Genomic DNA, 18636 nt, shown 5'->3' on the forward strand with positions numbered 1-18636 from the left:
CCCGTCCCGTGAGGCGGGGAAGGAGGTCCGCCGTGGCCTACCCACCTGCTGCCCCGTCGCCGCCGCCGCGACAACCCTCGGTGAAGGTGATCCTCGCCAGCGCCGACGTCCAGCGCGTGATCGACCGCATCGCCCACCAGATCCTGGAGAAGACCCAGGGCGCCGCGGACACCGTGCTGCTGGGCATCCCCACCCGGGGCGCCCCACTTGCGAAGCGGCTCGCCGCCCGGATCAGCACCTTCGAGGACGTGACCGTCCCGGTCGGCGTGCTCGACATCACCCTCTACCGCGACGACCTGCGCCGGCACGCCACCCGCGCGGTCGGGCCGACCCAGGTGCCGCCCGGCGGCATCGACGGCAAGCGGGTCGTCCTCGTCGACGACGTGCTCTTCTCCGGCCGTACGGTGCGGGCCGCGCTCGACGCGCTCAACGACGTCGGGCGGCCGGCGTCCGTCCAGCTCGCCGTCCTGGTCGACCGCGGCCACCGCGAGCTGCCGATCCGCGCCGACTACGTCGGCAAGAACATCCCGACGTCCCTGGCGGAGAGCGTGAAGGTCACCCTCGCGGAGACCGACGGCACCGACGAGGTCAGGCTGTACGGGGGGACTCCCTCATGATCAGGCATCTGCTCTCCGGCGCCGACCTGGACGCCGCCACCGCCACCGAGATCCTGGACACGGCAGCCGAGATGGCCACGGTCGCCGGCCGGGAGGTCAAGAAGCTCCCCGCGCTGCGCGGGCGCACCGTGGTGAACCTCTTCTACGAGGACTCCACCCGCACCCGGATCTCCTTCGAGGCGGCGGCGAAGCGGCTCAGCGCCGACGTGATCAACTTTTCGGCCAAGGGCTCCAGCGTGACCAAGGGCGAGAGCCTGAAGGACACCGCGCTGACCCTCCAGGCGATGGGGGCCGACGCCGTGGTCGTCCGGCACCCTGCCTCGGGCGCACCGCACCGGCTCGCCGACTGGGTCGACGGCTCGGTGGTCAACGCCGGCGACGGCACCCACGAGCACCCGACCCAGGCGCTGCTCGACGCGTACACGATGCGCTCCCGGCTGGGGCGGCTGGCCGGCCTGTCGGTCGCGGTGGTCGGGGACGTCCTGCACAGCCGGGTGGCCCGCTCGAACGTCCTGCTGCTGTCCACGCTCGGCGCCAAGGTGACCCTGGTCGGGCCGCCGACGCTGATCCCCGTCCACATCGCGCAGGCGCTCGCGCCCGGCACCGACGTCTCCTACGACCTCGACGCGGTGCTGCCGCAGTCGGACGTGGTGATGATGCTGCGGGTGCAGCGCGAGCGGATGAACGCCTCCTACTTCCCGTCCGCCCGCGAGTACGCCCGCCGCTACGGCCTGGACGGCCCGCGGATGCGCCGGCTGCCCGAGCACGCGATCGTCATGCACCCCGGACCGATGAACCGGGGGATGGAGATCACGCCCGAGGTGGCCGACTCGCCCCGCTCCACCATCGTCGAACAGGTCGCCAACGGGGTCTCCGTGCGGATGGCCGTCCTCTATCTGCTGCTCGGGGGGAACAACCGGTGAGCTCGTACCTGATCTCCAACGTCAGCGTCGTCGGCGCCGCGCCGACCGACGTGCTCATCCGCGACGGCGTCGTCGCGGCCGTCGGCGCCGGGCTGGACGCGCCGGAGGCGACCGTCGTCGACGGCACCGGGCTGGTCGCCCTGCCCGGCCTGGTCGACCTGCACACCCACCTGCGCGAGCCCGGCCGGGAGGACGCCGAGACCGTCGAGTCCGGGTCCCGGGCGGCGGCGCTCGGTGGCTACACAGCGGTCTGCGCGATGGCCAACACCTCGCCGGTGGCCGACACCGCCGGCGTGGTCGAGCAGGTCTGGCGGCTGGGCCGGGAGGCCGGGCTGGTGGACGTGCAGCCGGTCGGCGCGGTCACCGTCGGCCTGGCCGGCGAGCACCTCGCCGAGCTGGGCGCGATGGCCGACTCGGCGGCCCGGGTACGGATCTTCTCCGACGACGGGCACTGCGTCGCCGACCCGAGGCTGATGCGCCGGGCGCTGGAGTACGTGAAGGCGTTCGACGGGATCATCGCCCAGCACGCCGAGGAGCCCCGGCTCACCGAGGGCGCGCAGATGCACGAGGGTGAGGTCTCGACCCGGCTCGGCCTGACCGGCTGGCCGGCGGTCGCCGAGGAGGCGATCATCGCCCGCGACGTGCTGCTCGCCGAGCACGTCGGCAGCCGCCTGCACGTGTGCCACGTCTCGACCGCCGGCAGCGTGGAGGTGCTGCGCCAGGCCAAGGCCCGGGGCGTCCGGGTCACCGCCGAGGTCACCCCGCACCACCTGCTGCTCACCGACTCCCGGGCCGAGACCTACGACCCGGTCTACAAGGTCAACCCGCCGCTGCGCACCGCGGCCGACGTCGCCGCGCTGCGCGCGGCCCTGGTCGAGGGCGTGATCGACATCGTCGCCACCGACCACGCCCCGCATGCGGTGGAGGACAAGGAGTGCGAGTGGGCGTACGCCCGGCCGGGCATGCTCGGCCTGGAGACGGCGCTGTCGATCGCCCTCGACGTGCTCGGCCCGCAGTGGGACCTGATCGCCGAGCGGATGTCGCGCACCCCGGCCCGGATCGCCGGGCTGGAGGGGCACGGCCTCGACCCGGCGCCCGGCGTGCCGGCGAACCTGACCCTGGTCGACCCGGCCGCCCGCCGCACCATCGAGCCGGCGGAGCTGGCCAGCCGTAGCCGCAACACCCCGTACGCCCGCATGACGCTGCCGGGTCGCATCGTGGCGACCTTCCTGCGCGGCGAGCCGACGGTCCTGGACGGAAAGGCTCTCAAGTGACCCGCAGACAATCGGCGATCCTCGTGTTGGAGGACGGGCGCACGTTCCACGGTGAGGCGTACGGCAGCGTCGGGGAGACCTTCGGCGAGGCGGTCTTCAACACCGGCATGACCGGCTACCAGGAGACGTTGACCGACCCGTCCTACCACCGTCAGGTGGTGGTGCAGACCGCCCCGCACATCGGCAACACCGGCGTCAACGGCGAGGACGACGAGTCGGGCCGCATCTGGGTCGCCGGCTACGTGGTCCGCGACCCGGCCCGGATCGGCTCGAACTGGCGGGCCACCGGCGGGCTGGAGGAGCGGCTGGCCGCCGAGGGCGTGGTCGGCATCAGCGGCGTGGACACCCGGGCGCTGACCCGGCACCTGCGCGAGCGCGGCGCCATGCGGGTCGGCATCTCCAGCGTCGAGAGCGACCCGCGGGCGCTGCTGGCCCGGGTGCGGCAGGCCCCGGAGATGGTCGGCGCGGACCTCTCCGCCGAGGTCACCACCGAGAAGCCGTACGTGGTCCGAGCCGAGGGCGAGCACCGGTTCACGGTCGCCGCGCTGGACCTGGGCATCAAGCGCAACGTCCCGCGCCGGCTCGCCGCCCGCGGGGTCACCACGCACGTGCTGCCGGCCGGCTCCACCATCGACGACCTGCTCGCCACCGGCGCGGACGCGGTCTTCTTCTCGCCCGGTCCGGGCGACCCGGCCACCGCCGACGCGCCGGTGGCCCTGGCGCGGGAGGTGCTCAGCCGCAGGATCCCGCTCTTCGGCATCTGCTTCGGCAGCCAGATCCTCGGCCGGGCGCTGGGCTTCGGCACCTACAAGCTCGGTTACGGCCACCGGGGCATCAACCAGCCGGTGCTCGACCGGGTCACCGGCAAGGTCGAGGTGACCAGCCACAACCACGGCTTCGCCGTCCAGGTGCCGGGCGCCGTGGCCGGGGCGGTCGTACCCGACCAGGTGATCGAGACCGAGTTCGGTGGCGTCCAGGTGTCACACGTCTGCCTCAATGACAACGTGGTCGAGGGGCTGCGGGCGAAGGACGTGCCCGCCTTCACCGTCCAGTACCACCCGGAGGCGGCGGCCGGCCCGCACGACGCGGACTACCTCTTCGACCGCTTCGCCGAGCTCATCGAGGGCCGGACCCAGAGCGAGGGGCGCACACATGCCTAAGCGGACCGATCTCAAGCACATCCTGGTGATCGGCTCCGGGCCGATCGTGATCGGGCAGGCCTGCGAGTTCGACTACTCCGGCACCCAGGCCTGCCGGGTGCTGCGCAGCGAGGGGATCCGGGTCAGCCTGGTCAACTCGAACCCGGCGACGATCATGACGGACCCCGAGTTCGCCGACGCCACGTACGTCGAGCCGATCACCCCGGAGTTCGTCGAGCTGGTGATCGCCAAGGAGCGCCCCGACGCGATCCTGCCCACCCTCGGCGGGCAGACCGCGCTGAACACCGCGGTCGCCCTGCACGAGGCAGGCGTGCTCGACAAGTACGGCGTGGAGCTGATCGGCGCCAACATCGAGGCGATCAACCGCGGCGAGGACCGGCAGCTGTTCAAGGACATCGTCGCCAAGGCCGGCGTACGCCTGGGGCTCGACGACCCGGCGGGCCTGGTGCCCCGCTCCCGGGTCTGCCACTCGATGGCGGAGGTCGAGGCGACGGTCGCCGAGCTGGGCCTGCCGGTGGTGATCCGGCCGTCGTTCACCATGGGCGGCCTCGGCTCCGGCATGGCGCACACCCCGGAGGACCTGGCCCGCATCGCCGGCGACGGGCTGGCCGCCAGCCCGGTGCACGAGGTGCTCATCGAGGAGAGCGTGCTCGGCTGGAAGGAGTACGAGCTCGAACTCATGCGCGACCGGCACGACAACGTCGTGGTGGTCTGCTCGATCGAGAACGTCGACCCGATGGGCGTGCACACCGGCGACAGCGTCACCGTCGCCCCGGCCATGACGCTCACCGACCGCGAGTACCAGCAGCTGCGCGACCTGGGCATCGCGGTGCTGCGCGAGGTCGGGGTGGACACCGGCGGCTGCAACATCCAGTTCGCCGTCAACCCGGCCGACGGCCGGATCGTGGTGATCGAGATGAACCCCCGGGTGTCCCGGTCGTCGGCGCTGGCCTCGAAGGCCACCGGCTTCCCGATCGCGAAGATCGCCGCGAAGCTGGCCATCGGCTACACCCTCGACGAGATCCCCAACGACATCACCCTGAAGACCCCGGCGGCGTTCGAGCCGACCCTGGACTACGTGGTGGTGAAGATCCCCCGGTTCGCGTTCGAGAAGTTCCCGGGCGCCGACCCGGAGCTGACCACCACCATGAAGTCCGTCGGCGAGGCGATGAGCCTGGGCCGCAACTTCAGCGAGGCGCTGAACAAGGCGATGCGGTCGCTGGAGACGAAGGCGGGCGGGTTCTGGACGCTGCCGGACCCGGCCGGCGCGACGAAGGAGAACACCCTCGACGCGCTGCGGATGCCGCACGACGGCCGGCTCTACACCGTCGAGCGGGCGCTGCGCCTCGGCGCGTCGATCGCCGAGGTCACCGCCGCCTCGGGCGGGATCGACCCCTGGTTCCTGGACCAGATCGCCGCCCTCGTCGAGCTGCGCGCGGAGATCGTGGACGCCCCGGTGCTCGACGCCGAGCTGCTGCGCCGCGCCAAGCGGGCCGGCCTGTCGGACCGGCAGCTGGCCGCGCTGCGTCCGGAGCTGGCCGCCGAGGACGGCGTACGGACGCTGCGGCACCGCCTCGACGTCCGTCCGGTCTACAAGACGGTGGACACCTGCGCCGCCGAGTTCGAGGCGACCACGCCCTACCACTACTCGACGTACGACCAGGAGACGGAGGTCGTGCCGTCGGCCCGGCCGAAGGTGATCATCCTGGGTTCCGGGCCGAACCGGATCGGCCAGGGCATCGAGTTCGACTACTCGTGCGTGCACGCGGTGCAGGCGTTGCGGAGCGCGCCGGTCGGCACCGCCGCCCCGGCCGCCGCGGGCACTGGTTCCGCCTCCGGCACCGGTTTCGAGACCGTGATGGTCAACTGCAACCCGGAGACCGTCTCCACCGACTACGACACCGCCGACCGGCTCTACTTCGAGCCGCTCACCTTCGAGGACGTGCTGGAGGTCTGGCACGCGGAGGACTCCTCCGGCAGGGCGGCCGGCGGGCCGGGCGTGGTCGGGGTGATCGTCCAGCTCGGCGGGCAGACCCCGCTGGGCCTGGCGCAGCGGCTGAAGGACGCGGGCGTGCCGGTCGTCGGCACCTCGCCGGAGTCGATCCACCTGGCCGAGGAGCGGGGCGCGTTCGGGGCGGTGCTGGCCCGGGCCGGGCTGCGCGCGCCGGCGCACGGCATGGCCACCTCGTACGACGAGGCGAAGGCGATCGCCGACGAGATCGGCTACCCGGTGCTGGTCCGGCCGTCGTACGTGCTGGGCGGGCGGGGCATGGAGATCGTCTACGACGACGCCACGCTGCGTGACTACATCGGGCGGGCCACCGAGATCTCCCCGGACCACCCGGTGCTGGTCGACCGCTTCCTCGACGACGCCATCGAGATCGACGTGGACGCGCTCTGCGACGCCGACGGCGAGGTCTACCTCGGCGGGGTCATGGAGCACATCGAGGAGGCCGGCATCCACTCCGGCGACTCGTCCTGCGCGCTGCCGCCGATCACCCTGGCGGGCTCGCACGTGGCCCAGGTGCGCCGCTACACCGAGGCGATCGCCCGGGGCGTCGGCGTGCGGGGCCTGCTCAACGTGCAGTACGCGCTGAAGGACGACGTGCTCTACGTGCTGGAGGCGAACCCGCGCGCGTCCCGGACGGTGCCCTTCGTCTCCAAGGCGACGGCGGTGCCGCTGGCGAAGGCGGCGGCCCGGATCGCGCTGGGCGCCACCATCGCCGAGCTGCGCGCCGAGGGGCTGCTCCCGGCGACCGGGGACGGCGGTTCGCTGCCGGCCGGCGCCCCGATCGCGGTCAAGGAGGCGGTGCTGCCGTTCAAGCGGTTCCGCACCCCCACCGGCAAGGGCGTGGACTCGCTGCTCGGCCCGGAGATGAAGTCCACGGGCGAGGTGATGGGCATCGACACCGCCTTCGGGCACGCCTTCGCCAAGTCGCAGTCGGCCGCGTACGGCTCGTTGCCGACCGCCGGGAAGATCTTCGTCTCGGTCGCCAACCGGGACAAGCGCGGCATGATCTTCCCGATCAAGCGCCTGGCCGACCTGGGGTTCGAGATCGTCGCCACCACCGGCACGGCGGAGGTGCTGCGCCGGCACGGCATCGCCTGCGAGCAGATCCGCAAGCACTACGAGTCCGGCGGGGGCGAGGACGCGGTGTCGCTGATCCTCGGCGGCGACGTGGCGCTGGTGATCAACACTCCGCAGGGCTCGGGCGCGAGCGCCCGCTCGGACGGCTACGAGATCCGCAGCGCCGCCGTCACGGCGGACATCCCGTGCATCACCACGGTGCCGGGCGCGGCGGCGGCGGTGATGGGCATCGAGGCGCGGATCCGGGGCGACATGCAGGTCCGCCCGCTCCAGGAGCTGCACGCCGCCCTCCGGTCCGCCGAATGACCCCCCACCCGCACCCCCACCGCCGCCCGTACGCGTTGATCATGAGGTTGTCGCCGGCCGGCACGGCGTGTCGCGGCGACAACTTCATGATCGACGGGGGTGGTCGGTCGTGATGTTCGAGCGGGTGGTCCGGCCGGGGTTGTTCCGGATCGGCGGCGGGGACGCCGAGGCCGCGCACGAGTGGACGCTGCGGCGGCTGGCGGGGTTGTCCCGCCGGCCGGCGGCGCTGGGGGTGTTGCGGGCCCGGTACGCCGTGCGGGCGCCGCGCACGGTGTTCGGCGTCGAGTTCCCCAACCCGGTCGGGCTGGCCGCCGGGATGGACAAGGACGGCGCGGCCCTGCCGGCCTGGCCGGCGCTGGGCTTCGGCTTCGTCGAGGTCGGCACGGTCACCGCGCACCCACAGCCGGGTAACCCCCGGCCCCGGCTGTTCCGGCTGCCCGGCAGCGAGGCCGTGGTGAACCGGATGGGCTTCAACAACGCCGGCGCCGAGGCCCTCGCGGCCCGGCTCGCGGCGCTGCCGCGCCCGATCGGCGTGCCGCTGGGCATCTCGCTCGGCAAGTCCAAGGTGACCCCGCTGGACGAGGCGGTGGCGGACTACCAGGCGTCCTACCGGGCGTTGCGCGGGCACGGCGACTACTTCGCGGTCAACGTCTCCTCGCCGAACACCCCGGGGCTGCGCGCGCTGCAGGACCGGGCGCACCTGGACGCCATCCTGGCGGCGCTGGTGGGGGAGAAGCCGGTGCTCGTGAAGATCGCCCCGGACCTCACCGAGCCGGCGATCGCCGAGCTGCTGGAGGTCTGCCTGGCCCGGGGCGCGGCCGGGGTGATCGCCACGAACACCACGCTGGCCCGCGACGGCCTCGCCCCGGCGGACCGGGCGCGCGGCGCGGAGACCGGTGGCCTGTCGGGTCGCCCGCTCGCCGACCGCGCCCGCGAGGTGGTCGCCTTCGTGCACCGGGAGGCCGGAGGGCGGCTGCCGGTGATCGGCGTCGGGGGCATCGTGGACCCGGACGCGGCGGCCCGGATGTTCGACGCGGGCGCCGCCCTGGTGCAGCTCTACACCGGCTTCATCTACCGCGGCCCGGCCCTGGTCCGCGCCGCCGCCCGTGCGACGGGGACGGGCGGGTGACCCCCGAGGAGGTCCTGGCCGCCGACCGGGCGCACGTGTGGCACCCGTACGCGGCCCTGCCGCCGGCGAGCGCGCCCTACGTGGTGGAGGGCGCGGCGGGCGTACGGCTGCGGCTGGCCGACGGCCGGGAGCTGGTCGACGGGATGTCGTCGTGGTGGGCGGCGATCCACGGCTACCGGCACCCGGTGCTCGACGCGGCCGTGACCGACCAGCTCGGCCGGATGAGCCACGTGATGTTCGGCGGGCTCACCCACGAGCCGGCGGTGCGGCTGGCGGCCACCCTGGTCGAGCTGGCCCCGGACGGTCTGGAGCACGTCTTCCTGGCCGACTCCGGCTCGGTCGGCGTCGAGGTCGCGATCAAGATGTGCCTGCAGTACCAGCGGGCCACCGGCCGGCCGGAGCGCCGCCGGCTGGGCACCTGGCGGGGCGGCTACCACGGCGACACGTTCCACCCGATGAGCGTCTGCGACCCCGAGGGCGGCATGCACCACCTCTGGGGCGACGTGCTGCCCCGGCAGGTCTTCGCCCCCGTGCCGCCCGGCGGCTTCGCCACCCCGCCCGAGCCGGCCTACGAGGCGGCCCTGGTGGAGGCGGTCGAGCGGCACGCCCACGAGCTGGCCGCCGTCGTCGTGGAGCCGGTGGTCCAGGGCGCCGGGGGGATGCGCTTCCATCACCCGCACTACCTGCGGGTGCTGCGCGAGGTGACCCGGGCGCACGGCGTGTTGCTGATCTTCGACGAGATCGCCACCGGCTTCGGCCGCACGGGCACGATGTTCGCCGCCGAGCACGCCGGGGTGGTGCCCGACGTGATGTGCGTGGGCAAGGCGCTCACCGGCGGATACCTGACGCTTGCCGCCACGCTCTGCACGGCGGAGGTCGCCCGGGGCATCTCCGCTGGCGGGGTGCTGGCGCACGGCCCGACGTTCATGGGCAACCCGCTGGCCTGTGCGGTCGCCAACGCCTCCCTCGGCCTGCTGCGGGCCGGCGACTGGGCGGGGCAGGTGGCGAGGGTGCAGGCGGGCCTGCGGGCCGGCCTGGAGCCGTTGCGCGGCGCCCCGGGGGTGGCCGACGTGCGGGTGCTCGGGGCGATCGGCGTGGTCCAGCTGGACCACGAGGTGGACCTGCCCGCCGCCACCGCCGCGGCGGTGGCCGAGGGGGTCTGGCTGCGGCCGTTCCGCGACCTGGTCTACACCATGCCGCCGTACGTCACCGACGACGCCGACCTGGCCCGGATCGCCGCCGGGGTCGCCGCCGCGGTGCGGGCCGGCTGAGCCGCCGGTCACCATCCGGCGGGAGTACGCGGGCGCGCGCCGCCCGCGACAGGAGCGTGCCCCGGCGGCGGACGCCCCGGGTGCCGAGGAGAGGGAGAGAACCGGATGGAGAGCTTCGGCGCCCGCCTGCACCGGGCCGTCAGCGAGCGGGGTCCGCTCTGCGTCGGCATCGACCCGCACCCGGGGCTGCTGGCCCGCTGGGGGCTCGACGACGACATCCGGGGGCTTGACCGGTTCGCCCGGACGGTCACGGACGCCCTCGGTGACCGGGTCGCGGTGATCAAGCCCCAGTCGGCCTTTTTCGAGCGGTTCGGCTCGAAAGGTATCGCGATTCTTGAGTCAACTATCCGACAGTTACGCGATGCCGGCTCGCTCGTTCTGCTGGACGTCAAGCGCGGCGACATCGGCTCGACCGTCGCCGCGTACGCCTCGGCGTACCTCGATCCATCCAGCCCGGTCCATGTGGACGCGGTGACGGCGAGCCCGTACCTCGGCGTCGGCGCGCTCGCCCCGATGTTCGAACTGGCCGCCGAGCACGGCGGCGGGGTCTTCGTGCTGGCGCTCACCTCCAACCCCGAGGGCGCCGCCGTGCAGCGCGCGCACACCGCCGACGGACGCACCGTCGCGCAGACCGTGATCGACGAGATTTCCCAGCTCAACGCGGGTGCGCAGCCACTCGGCAGCGTCGGGCTGGTGGTCGGCGCGACCATCGGCGACACCGGTCACGACCTGTCCGCCGTGAACGGTCCGCTGCTCGCTCCGGGCCTCGGCGCGCAGGGCGCCATGGCGGCCGATCTGCGCGTCGTCTTCGGCTCCGCCCTGCCCGCGGTGCTGCCCTCGTACTCCCGCGAGGTGCTGGGTGCGGGCCCGGATCCGGACGCGCTGCGGGCCGCTGCCGACCGGGCCCTGACCGGCTGTCGGGCCGCCCTCGCCGCTGGTGACTGACTGACGGCTCGGTCACCTTTGTGAAGATCATCGCGCGTCCACGTTGCCGAATGCGCCGTCGACCGCTAGTTTTCCCCGCGCTGGGAACCACGGACCCCTTGGTTCACAGCGACACCACGTTTCACAGATGCGGCGGTGCGTCCCGCCCGTCGCGATAGGGACCTGAGGAGAACTGGTGCCGCTCCCGTCACTGACCCCCGAACAGCGCGCTGCCGCGCTGGAGAAGGCCGCGGAGATCCGCAAGGCCCGTGCTGAGCTGAAGGAGCAGCTCAAGCAGGGCAAGACCACCCTCGGAGCCGTCCTCGAGCGTGCCGAGTCCGACGACGTCGTCGGCAAGCTCAAGGTCTCCGCCGTGCTGCAGGCGATGCCGGGTATCGGCAAGATCCGGGCCACCCAGATCATGGAGAAGCTCAAGATCGCCGACAGCCGTCGCCTGCGTGGCCTCGGCGAGCAGCAGCGCAAGGCACTGCTTGGAGAGTTCGCCGCCAACTGAGCCTGGCTGCGTGTAGAAACAAGCAGTGAGCACGGATGACGAGGCGCGCCCGGCGGCTCGGCTCACTGTCCTGGCGGGGCCTTCGGGCTCCGGCACGGAGAGTGTCGTCGAGCGCGTCCGGGCGCGTTCTCCGTCCGTGTGGGTTCCGGTGCCGGCCACCACGCGCTCCCGCCGGGAGAGCGAGCTGGACGGCGTCGACCGGCTCTTCCTGACCCCCGCCGGGTTCGACCGGATGGTTGCCGCCGGGGAGCTGCTGGAGTGGAGCCGGGCCGGGCCGTACCGGCGCGGCACCCCCCTCGAACCGTTGCGCGCCCGGCTCGCCGCCGGGCAGCCGGTGCTGATCGGCCTCGACCTGGCCGGCGCGCTGCTGGTCCGGGCGGTGCTGCCCGACGCCCGGCTGGTGCTGCTGCACCCGCCGGGGAGCCTCCCCCCGCAGGTCACACCGGCCGCCTTCGAACACACCCTCGCGCACGACCTCACCGGGCGGGTCGTCGACGAGCTGGTAGGCTTGTCCGGTTCTTCTTTCCTGGCTCCGGCGCCACCGCACATGCGCGGCTGACCGCCAGCACCGCCAAGCGCGGTGCGATAGACGCAGAGGTTAATTCGTGGGATCCATCGCAAACCCCGAAGGCATCACCAACCCGCCGATCGACGAGCTCCTCGAGAAGACGACCTCGAAGTACGCGCTGGTGATCTTCGCCGCCAAGCGCGCGCGCCAGGTCAACGCCTACTACAGCCAGCTCGGTGAGGGTCTGCTGGAATACGTCGGCCCGCTGGTCGAGACCACGCCGCAGGAGAAGCCCCTCTCCATCGCCATGCGCGAGATCAACGCGGGCCTGCTCACCGCCGAGCCGACCGACCAGCCGTAATCCGCCCCGCGTCGATGTCCCCCCGGATCGTCCTCGGGGTCGGCGGTGGCATCGCCGCCTACAAGGCGTGCGAGCTGCTGCGGCTCTTCACCGAGTCGGGCCACCGGGTCCGGGTCGTGCCGACCGCGTCGGCGTTGCGCTTCGTCGGGGCTCCGACCTGGGCGGCGCTCTCCGGCCAGCCCGTCGCCGACGACGTCTGGTCGGACGTGCACGAGGTGCCGCACGTCCGGCTCGGTCAGCAGGCCGACCTGGTGGTGGTCGCGCCGGCCACCGCCGACCTGCTGGCCAAGGCCGCCCACGGCCTCGCCGACGACCTGCTCACCAACACGCTGCTGACCGCCCGCTGCCCGGTCGTGCTGGCCCCGGCCATGCACACCGAGATGTGGGAGCACCCGGCCACCGTCGCCAACGTCGCGACGCTGCGCTCCCGGGGCGTGCGCGTCGTCGAGCCCGCCGTCGGCCGGCTCACCGGCGCCGACACCGGCAAGGGCCGGCTGCCCGACCCGGCGGAGATCTTCGCGGTCGCCCGCCGGGCCCTCGCGCGGGGCGTCGGGGCCCCCGCCGACCTCGCCGGGCGGCACGTGGTGGTGACCGCCGGCGGCACCCGCGAGCCCCTCGACCCGGTCCGCTTCCTGGGCAACCGCTCCTCGGGCAAGCAGGGCTACGCCTTCGCCCGCTGCGCCGTGGCCCGGGGCGCCCGGGTCACCCTGATCTCGGCCAACGTCTCGCTGCCCGACCCCGCCGGCGTCGACCTGGTCCGCGTCGGCACCACGGGCGAGCTGCGCGACGCCACGCTCGCGGCGGCGGCCGACGCCGACGCGGTGGTGATGGCGGCGGCTCCGGCCGATTTCCGCCCCGCGACCTACGCGCCTGGCAAAATCAAGAAGTCGGACGACGGCAGTGCGCCCACCATCGAGCTCGTCACCAACCCGGACATCGCGGCCGAGCTGGGCCGGCGCCGTCGACCGGAGCAGGTGCTGGTGGTGTTCGCCGCGGAGACGGGCGACGCCGAGGCCAACGGCCGGGCCAAGCTCGCCCGCAAGCGGGCGGACCTCGTCGTGATCAACGAGGTCGGGTCCGACAAGGTCTTCGGCGCCGAGACCAACGCGGCGACGGTCATCGGCGCGGACGGTTCGGTCAGCCGGATGCCCGAGCGGTCCAAGGAGGACCTCGCCGACGGCGTCTGGGATCTCGTGGTGGCCCGGTTGCCCGGCCGTTCCTGACGGCTGGAAACGGGCACGACCGAAGAGGCCAGGCTCTGACGCGGATGACTACACTGCCGCGGAACGACTTCCACAATTTAGGAGTGCCGTGACACGCCGCCTCTTCACTTCCGAATCGGTCACGGAAGGCCACCCGGACAAGATCGCCGACCAGATCAGCGACGGCATCCTCGACGCCCTGCTCGCCGAGGACCCCCGCAGCCGCGTCGCCGTGGAGACCCTGATCACCACCGGTCAGGTGCACATCGCGGGCGAGGTGACCACCAAGGCGTACGCCGACATCCCGACGATCGTCCGCCGGACCATCCTCGACATCGGCTACGACTCGTCGAAGAAGGGCTTCGACGGCGCCTCGTGCGGCGTCAGCGTCTCCATCGGCGCCCAGTCCGAGGACATCGCGCAGGGCGTCGACAACGCCTTCGAGCTGCGTACCGGGGCGTCGGAGAGCGCGCTGGACGCCCAGGGCGCCGGCGACCAGGGCATGATGTTCGGCTTCGCCTGCTCCGAGACGCCGGAGCTGATGCCGCTGCCGATCGCACTGGCGCACCGGCTGGCCCGGCGGCTCTCCCAGGTCCGCAAGGACGGCACGATCCCGTACCTGCGCCCCGACGGCAAGACCCAGGTCACGATCGAGTACGAGGGGCTGCGCCCCGTCCGGCTCAACACGGTCGTCGTCTCCAGCCAGCACGCGGCGGACATCTCGCTGGACTCGCTGCTCACCCCCGACGTGCGCGAGCACGTCATCGCCCCGGAGCTGGAGAGCCTCGGGCTCGACACCGAGGGCTACCGGCTGCTGGTCAACCCGACCGGCCGGTTCGAGATCGGCGGCCCGATGGGCGACGCCGGCCTGACCGGCCGCAAGATCATCGTCGACACCTACGGCGGCTACGCCCGGCACGGCGGCGGCGCGTTCTCCGGCAAGGACCCGTCGAAGGTGGACCGCTCGGCGGCGTACGCGACGCGCTGGGTGGCCAAGAACGTGGTCGCCGCCGGCCTGGCCGAGCGGTGCGAGGTCCAGGTCGCGTACGCGATCGGCAAGGCCCACCCGGTCAGCCTCTTCGTCGAGACGTTCGGCACCGAGACCGTGCCGGTCGCCTCGATCGAGAAGGCCGTCTCCGAGGTCTTCGACCTGCGCCCGGCCGCCATCATCCGGGACCTGAACCTGCTCCGCCCGATCTACCAGCAGACCGCCGCCTACGGCCACTTCGGCCGGGAGCTGCCGGACCTGACCTGGGAGAGCACCGACCGGGCCGCCGACCTCAAGTCGGCCGCGGGAGCCTGACCGGCACCAGGCGCAGCGACCGGCGACCCGCGGACGGGTCGCCGGTCGCTCGCGTCTGCGTCGACGTCCCCCTGGCCCACCTGGACCGCCCGTTCGACTACCTCGTCCCGGCCGAGCTGGACGCCGACGCCGTCCCCGGCGTACGCGTGAAGGTCCGCTTCGCGGGGCAGCTCGTCGACGGCTGGCTGCTGGAACGGGCCGACGACTCGGGGCACACCGGCCGGCTGGCGTACCTGGAGAAGGTCGTCTCGCCCGAGCCGGTGCTCGCGCCGGAGGTCGCCCGGCTGGCCCGGGCGGTCGCGGACCGCTACGCCGGCAACCTCGCCGACGTGCTCCGCCTCGCCGTCCCGCCCCGGCACGCCCGGGTGGAGAAGGACGTCCGCGCCCGCGCCGCCGCCCCCGACGAGAACCCCGCGGCTCCCGGCGAGGGCCCCGCCGCCTCCGGCGAGAACCCCGTCGCTCCCGACGGGAGCCCCGTCGCCCCCGACGAGGGCCCCGCCGCCCTCGGCGAGAACCTTGCCGCCGCCGACGAGAACCCCGTCGTGCCGGCAGGGCCCGGTCCCGACGCCTGGCGGGACTACCCGGCCGGGCCGGCCCTGCTCCGGGCGCTCGCCGACGGCCGGGCCGCCCGGGCCGTCTGGTCGGCGCTGCCGGGGGAGGACTGGCCCGCCCGGTACGCCGAGGCCGTCGCCGCCACCGTGGCCGGCGGCCGGGGCGCGGTGGTGGTCGTCGCCGACAACCGCGACCTGGACCGTCTCGACGCCGCCCTGCACGACGCCCTGGGCCCGGGGCGGCACGTCTGCCTCTCCGCCGCGCTCGGTCCCGCCCGGCGCTACCGGGCGTTCCTCGCCGCCCGGCGCGGCGACGTGCCGGTGGTGGTCGGCACCAGGGCCGCGATGTTCGCCCCGGTCGCCCGGCTCGGGCTGGTGGCGATCTGGGACGACGGCGACGACCTGCACGCCGAGCCCCGGGCCCCCTATCCGCACGCCCGGGAGGTGCTGCTCACCCGCGCCCAGCTCGGCGACGCCGCGGCCCTGGTGGGCGGCTACACCCGCACCGCCGAGGCGCAGCTGCTGGTGGAGACCCGATGGGCCCGCGAGGTGGTGGCCGACCGGGCGACCCTCCGGGCCCGGATGCCGGCGATCGCGCCGACCGGCGACGACCCGCAGCTGGCCCGGGACCCCGGGGCGGCCACCGCCCGGCTGCCCAGCCTGGCCTGGACCACCGCCCGGGACTCGCTCCGGGCGGACCTGCCGGTGCTGGTCCAGGTGCCCCGCCGCGGCTACCTGCCGTCGGTGGCCTGCGCCGAGTGCCGCACCCCGGCCCGGTGCCCGCACTGCGCCGGCCCGCTCGCGCTGCCCTCCGCCGAGGGCACCCCGGCCTGCCGCTGGTGCGGGCGGGTCGCCGCCGCGTACGCCTGCCCGGAGTGCGGCGGGCGGCGGCTGCGCGCCTCCGTCACCGGCGCCCGGCGCACCGCCGAGGAACTGGGCCGGGCCTTCCCCGGCGTGCCGGTGCGCACCTCCGGGCGGGAGGAGGTGCTGGCCACGGTCCCGGGCGGCGCCGGCCTGGTCATCGCCACCCCCGGCGCCGAGCCGGTCGCCGACGGCGGCTTCGGGGCGGTGCTGCTGCTCGACTCGTGGGCCCTGCTCACGCGGGCCGACCTGCGGGCGGGGGAGGAGGCGCTGCGCCGCTGGCTGGCGGCCGCCGCGCTGGCCCGTCCCGCCGCCGCCGGGGGCCGGGTGGTGGTGGTCGCCGACGGGGCCCTCGCCCCCGTACAGGCGCTGCTGCGCTGGGACGCCGGCTGGTTCGCCGCCCGGGAGCTGGCCGAACGGCGGGAGCTGGGCTTCCCGCCCGCGGTGCGGATGGCCAGCGTGACCGGCCTGCCGGACGCCGTGGCCGACCTGCTGGCCGAGGCCCGGCTGCCGGCGGAGGCCGAGCTGCTCGGGCCGGTGCCGGCCGACGGGGAGCGCGAGCGGATGCTGGTCCGGGTTCCCCGGGCCCGGGCCGGCGCGCTGGCCGGCGCGCTGCACTCGGCGGCGGGGGTTCGCACCGCCCGCAAGGCCGCCGAGCCGGTCCGCCTCCAGGTCGACCCGCTGGCCCTCTTCTGACCGACGGCCCGGCCGATCCGGCGCCGCACCCACCGCCCGACCTGGCCCGTCGTCGCACGCCGTGTCCGGCGGTGTGTCGACACCCGGGTGATAGCATCGCCCGTCATGCCCGGGCGTACGACGGCTCCAGGTCGCGGCGCGGCGCCACACCGCGCCGAGCCGGGGTCGTCGCAGGATCGCGCGACGAAGGCGGGAGCGCGTCGGTTCGGCGCGGTGCCGATGATTCCAAACAGCCGGTGATCAGGGGTGGACCAGTCGTGACCGTTCGTCAGTCGATCGTCTTCAATGGTGACCTCGGCAGCGGCAAGAGCACCGTCTCCGTGGTGATCGCCGAGCGGCTCGGCCTGCGCCGGGTCAGCGTCGGTGACCTCTACCGCCAGATGGCGCAGGAGCGGCAGATGACCGCGCTCCAGCTCAACCTGCACGCGGAGCTGGACCAGGCCGTCGACGGCTACGTCGACCAGCTCCAGCGGGACATCGCGGCCTCGGGCGAGCGGCTCGTCATGGACTCCCGGCTGGCCTGGCACTTCTTCACCGACGCGCTCAAGGTGCACATGATCACCGAGCCGGGCGAGGCGGCCCGACGGGTCCTCGCCCGCCCCTCCGGCCCGGCCGAGAGCTACGCCTCGATGGAGGAGGCCAAGGCCAAGCTGCTGGAGCGCAGCGAGAGCGAGCGGGGCCGGTTCATCGTCCGCTACGGGGTGGACAAGGCCCGGCTGCGCAACTACGACCTGATCTGCGACACCACCCGCGCCTCGGCCTCCGAGGTCATCGAGCACATCATCGACGCGTACGAGGGGCGGCTGTGCGCGGACGTGCTGCGCGACGCGCCGCCGCTGCTGCTGCTCGACCCGGCCCGCGTCTACCCGACCGAGGACATCGCCCACCTGCGTGACCTGTGGGACTCGGAGTTCGTCGGCGAGGTGGCCGCCGCCGGCGACGAGGCGCTGGAGCCCCTGCGGATCGGCTACACCGGCGAGTACTTCTTCGTCGTCGACGGGCACCGCCGCCTCAGCGCCGCCCTCCAGAACGGCTTCCGCCTGGTGCCGGCCCAGCTCGTCGCCGAGGTGGACGAGCCGGTGGTCGGCGGGATGAGCGCGGTGGACTACTTCGCCGCCCAGGCCCGGCCCGGCCTCATCCACGACTGGGAGGCTGCCCACTCCATCGAGCTGCCGTTGCCCGAGCACGCCCTGCTCGGCGGCGACGCGGTCCTGGCCGGCGAGCCGGGCACCGCCGTCTGAGCCGCTTCCTGCGCGGCCACGGGCGCCTCCTGGTGACCATCGACACGCGACGGGCCGCGCCGCTTCGCGGTACGCCGGCCGGGGCGGCCGACGGCACTCCGTAGACTGGTACGGCACCAGTCCGCCCGCCGAAGGAGCCATGCCGAGTGACCGTCCAGCCCATCCGTCTGTTCGGAGATCCGGTGCTGCGCACGCCGGCCGATCCGGTGGTCGACTTCGACGTCGAGCTGCGCAAGCTCGTCGCCGACCTGACCGACACGATGCGTGAGCAGAACGGCGCCGGCCTCGCCGCGCCGCAGCTCGGTGTGGGCCTGCGGGTGTTCACCTTCGACGTCGACGACGTGGTCGGCCACCTGGTCAACCCGGTGCTGGAGTTTCCCGACGCCGAGGAGCAGGACGGCCCCGAGGGCTGCCTGTCCATTCCCGGCCTCTACTTCGACACCAAGCGCCGGCAGAACGTGATCGCCAAGGGCTTCAACGGCTACGGCGACCCGATGCAGATCGTCGGCACCGGCCTGATGGCCCGCTGCGTGCAGCACGAGACCGACCACCTCGACGGGGTGCTCTTCGTGGACCGGCTGGACCCGGCCGGGCGCAAGGAGGCGATGAAGGCGATCCGCCAGGCGGAGTGGTACGACCCGACCACCCCACCGACGGTCAAGCTCAACCCGCACGCCTCGGGCAGCCCCTTCGGACTGGGTCGGTGA

General features: G+C 73.9%; 16 protein-coding genes. All 16 read left to right on the forward strand.

Annotation, left to right across the window (positions count from 1 at the left end):
- Positions 1 to 32: 32 nt before the first annotated feature.
- The 16 genes from pyrR (at position 33) to def (ending at position 18636) form a co-directional block, all read left to right on the forward strand.
- Positions 33 to 617, forward strand: coding sequence for a bifunctional pyr operon transcriptional regulator/uracil phosphoribosyltransferase PyrR (pyrR, locus tag ACN27A_RS32645; RefSeq protein ID WP_421458271.1), 585 nt, complete (start codon positions 33 to 35; stop codon positions 615 to 617).
- A complete protein-coding gene (locus ACN27A_RS32650; protein WP_121395245.1) occupies positions 614 to 1540 on the forward strand; it encodes an aspartate carbamoyltransferase catalytic subunit in 927 nt (308 codons plus the stop codon). Before pyrR ends, ACN27A_RS32650 begins: the two co-directional genes overlap by 4 nt.
- Complete coding sequence (locus ACN27A_RS32655) at positions 1537 to 2814, forward strand: dihydroorotase (RefSeq protein WP_421458272.1); 1278 nt, start codon at positions 1537 to 1539, stop codon at positions 2812 to 2814. Before ACN27A_RS32650 ends, ACN27A_RS32655 begins: the two co-directional genes overlap by 4 nt.
- The gene (gene carA / locus ACN27A_RS32660) at positions 2811 to 3974 is read left to right on the forward strand and encodes a glutamine-hydrolyzing carbamoyl-phosphate synthase small subunit (protein WP_421458273.1); all 1164 of its coding nucleotides are present in this window, start codon (positions 2811 to 2813) and stop codon (positions 3972 to 3974) included. The genes ACN27A_RS32655 and carA overlap by 4 nt, the downstream gene beginning before the upstream one ends.
- Positions 3967 to 7368 carry a carbamoyl-phosphate synthase large subunit gene (carB, locus tag ACN27A_RS32665; protein ID WP_421458274.1) on the forward strand — a complete coding sequence of 1134 codons (3402 nt, stop codon included), beginning with the start codon at positions 3967 to 3969 and terminating at the stop codon, positions 7366 to 7368. The genes carA and carB overlap by 8 nt, the downstream gene beginning before the upstream one ends.
- Before the next feature lie 109 nt (positions 7369 to 7477).
- Entirely contained in the window at positions 7478 to 8497 is a 1020-nt protein-coding gene (locus ACN27A_RS32670) for a quinone-dependent dihydroorotate dehydrogenase (RefSeq protein WP_421458275.1), read from the forward strand.
- Positions 8494 to 9768 (forward strand): adenosylmethionine--8-amino-7-oxononanoate transaminase, encoded by a 1275-nt coding sequence (locus ACN27A_RS32675; protein ID WP_421458276.1) that lies wholly within the window; start codon positions 8494 to 8496, stop codon positions 9766 to 9768. The genes ACN27A_RS32670 and ACN27A_RS32675 overlap by 4 nt, the downstream gene beginning before the upstream one ends.
- Positions 9769 to 9873: 105 nt before the next feature.
- A complete protein-coding gene (pyrF, locus tag ACN27A_RS32680; RefSeq protein WP_421458277.1) occupies positions 9874 to 10713 on the forward strand; it encodes an orotidine-5'-phosphate decarboxylase in 840 nt (279 codons plus the stop codon).
- 175 nt (positions 10714 to 10888) lie between these two features.
- Positions 10889 to 11206 carry an integration host factor, actinobacterial type gene (gene mihF / locus ACN27A_RS32685; protein ID WP_007458370.1) on the forward strand — a complete coding sequence of 106 codons (318 nt, stop codon included), beginning with the start codon at positions 10889 to 10891 and terminating at the stop codon, positions 11204 to 11206.
- Between the two features lie 25 nt (positions 11207 to 11231).
- Positions 11232 to 11765 carry a guanylate kinase gene (locus ACN27A_RS32690; RefSeq protein ID WP_421458278.1) on the forward strand — a complete coding sequence of 178 codons (534 nt, stop codon included), beginning with the start codon at positions 11232 to 11234 and terminating at the stop codon, positions 11763 to 11765.
- 46 nt (positions 11766 to 11811) lie between these two features.
- On the forward strand, positions 11812 to 12075 hold the full coding sequence (gene rpoZ / locus ACN27A_RS32695; RefSeq protein ID WP_007075826.1) for a DNA-directed RNA polymerase subunit omega: 264 nt from the start codon (positions 11812 to 11814) through the stop codon (positions 12073 to 12075).
- A gap of 14 nt (positions 12076 to 12089) precedes the next feature.
- Entirely contained in the window at positions 12090 to 13298 is a 1209-nt protein-coding gene (coaBC, locus tag ACN27A_RS32700) for a bifunctional phosphopantothenoylcysteine decarboxylase/phosphopantothenate--cysteine ligase CoaBC (RefSeq protein ID WP_421458279.1), read from the forward strand.
- Between the two features lie 88 nt (positions 13299 to 13386).
- Positions 13387 to 14580, forward strand: coding sequence for a methionine adenosyltransferase (gene metK, locus ACN27A_RS32705; RefSeq protein WP_091632919.1), 1194 nt, complete (start codon positions 13387 to 13389; stop codon positions 14578 to 14580).
- A gap of 71 nt (positions 14581 to 14651) precedes the next feature.
- Positions 14652 to 16688 (forward strand): primosomal protein N', encoded by a 2037-nt coding sequence (locus ACN27A_RS32710; protein WP_421458723.1) that lies wholly within the window; start codon positions 14652 to 14654, stop codon positions 16686 to 16688.
- Between the two features lie 257 nt (positions 16689 to 16945).
- Positions 16946 to 17929 carry an AAA family ATPase gene (locus tag ACN27A_RS32715; RefSeq protein WP_421458280.1) on the forward strand — a complete coding sequence of 328 codons (984 nt, stop codon included), beginning with the start codon at positions 16946 to 16948 and terminating at the stop codon, positions 17927 to 17929.
- A gap of 146 nt (positions 17930 to 18075) precedes the next feature.
- On the forward strand, positions 18076 to 18636 hold the full coding sequence (gene def / locus ACN27A_RS32720; protein WP_132240175.1) for a peptide deformylase: 561 nt from the start codon (positions 18076 to 18078) through the stop codon (positions 18634 to 18636).

It is taken from the genome of Micromonospora sp. WMMD737 (assembly GCF_049179055.1).
Classification (GTDB): domain Bacteria; phylum Actinomycetota; class Actinomycetes; order Mycobacteriales; family Micromonosporaceae; genus Micromonospora; species Micromonospora reichwaldensis.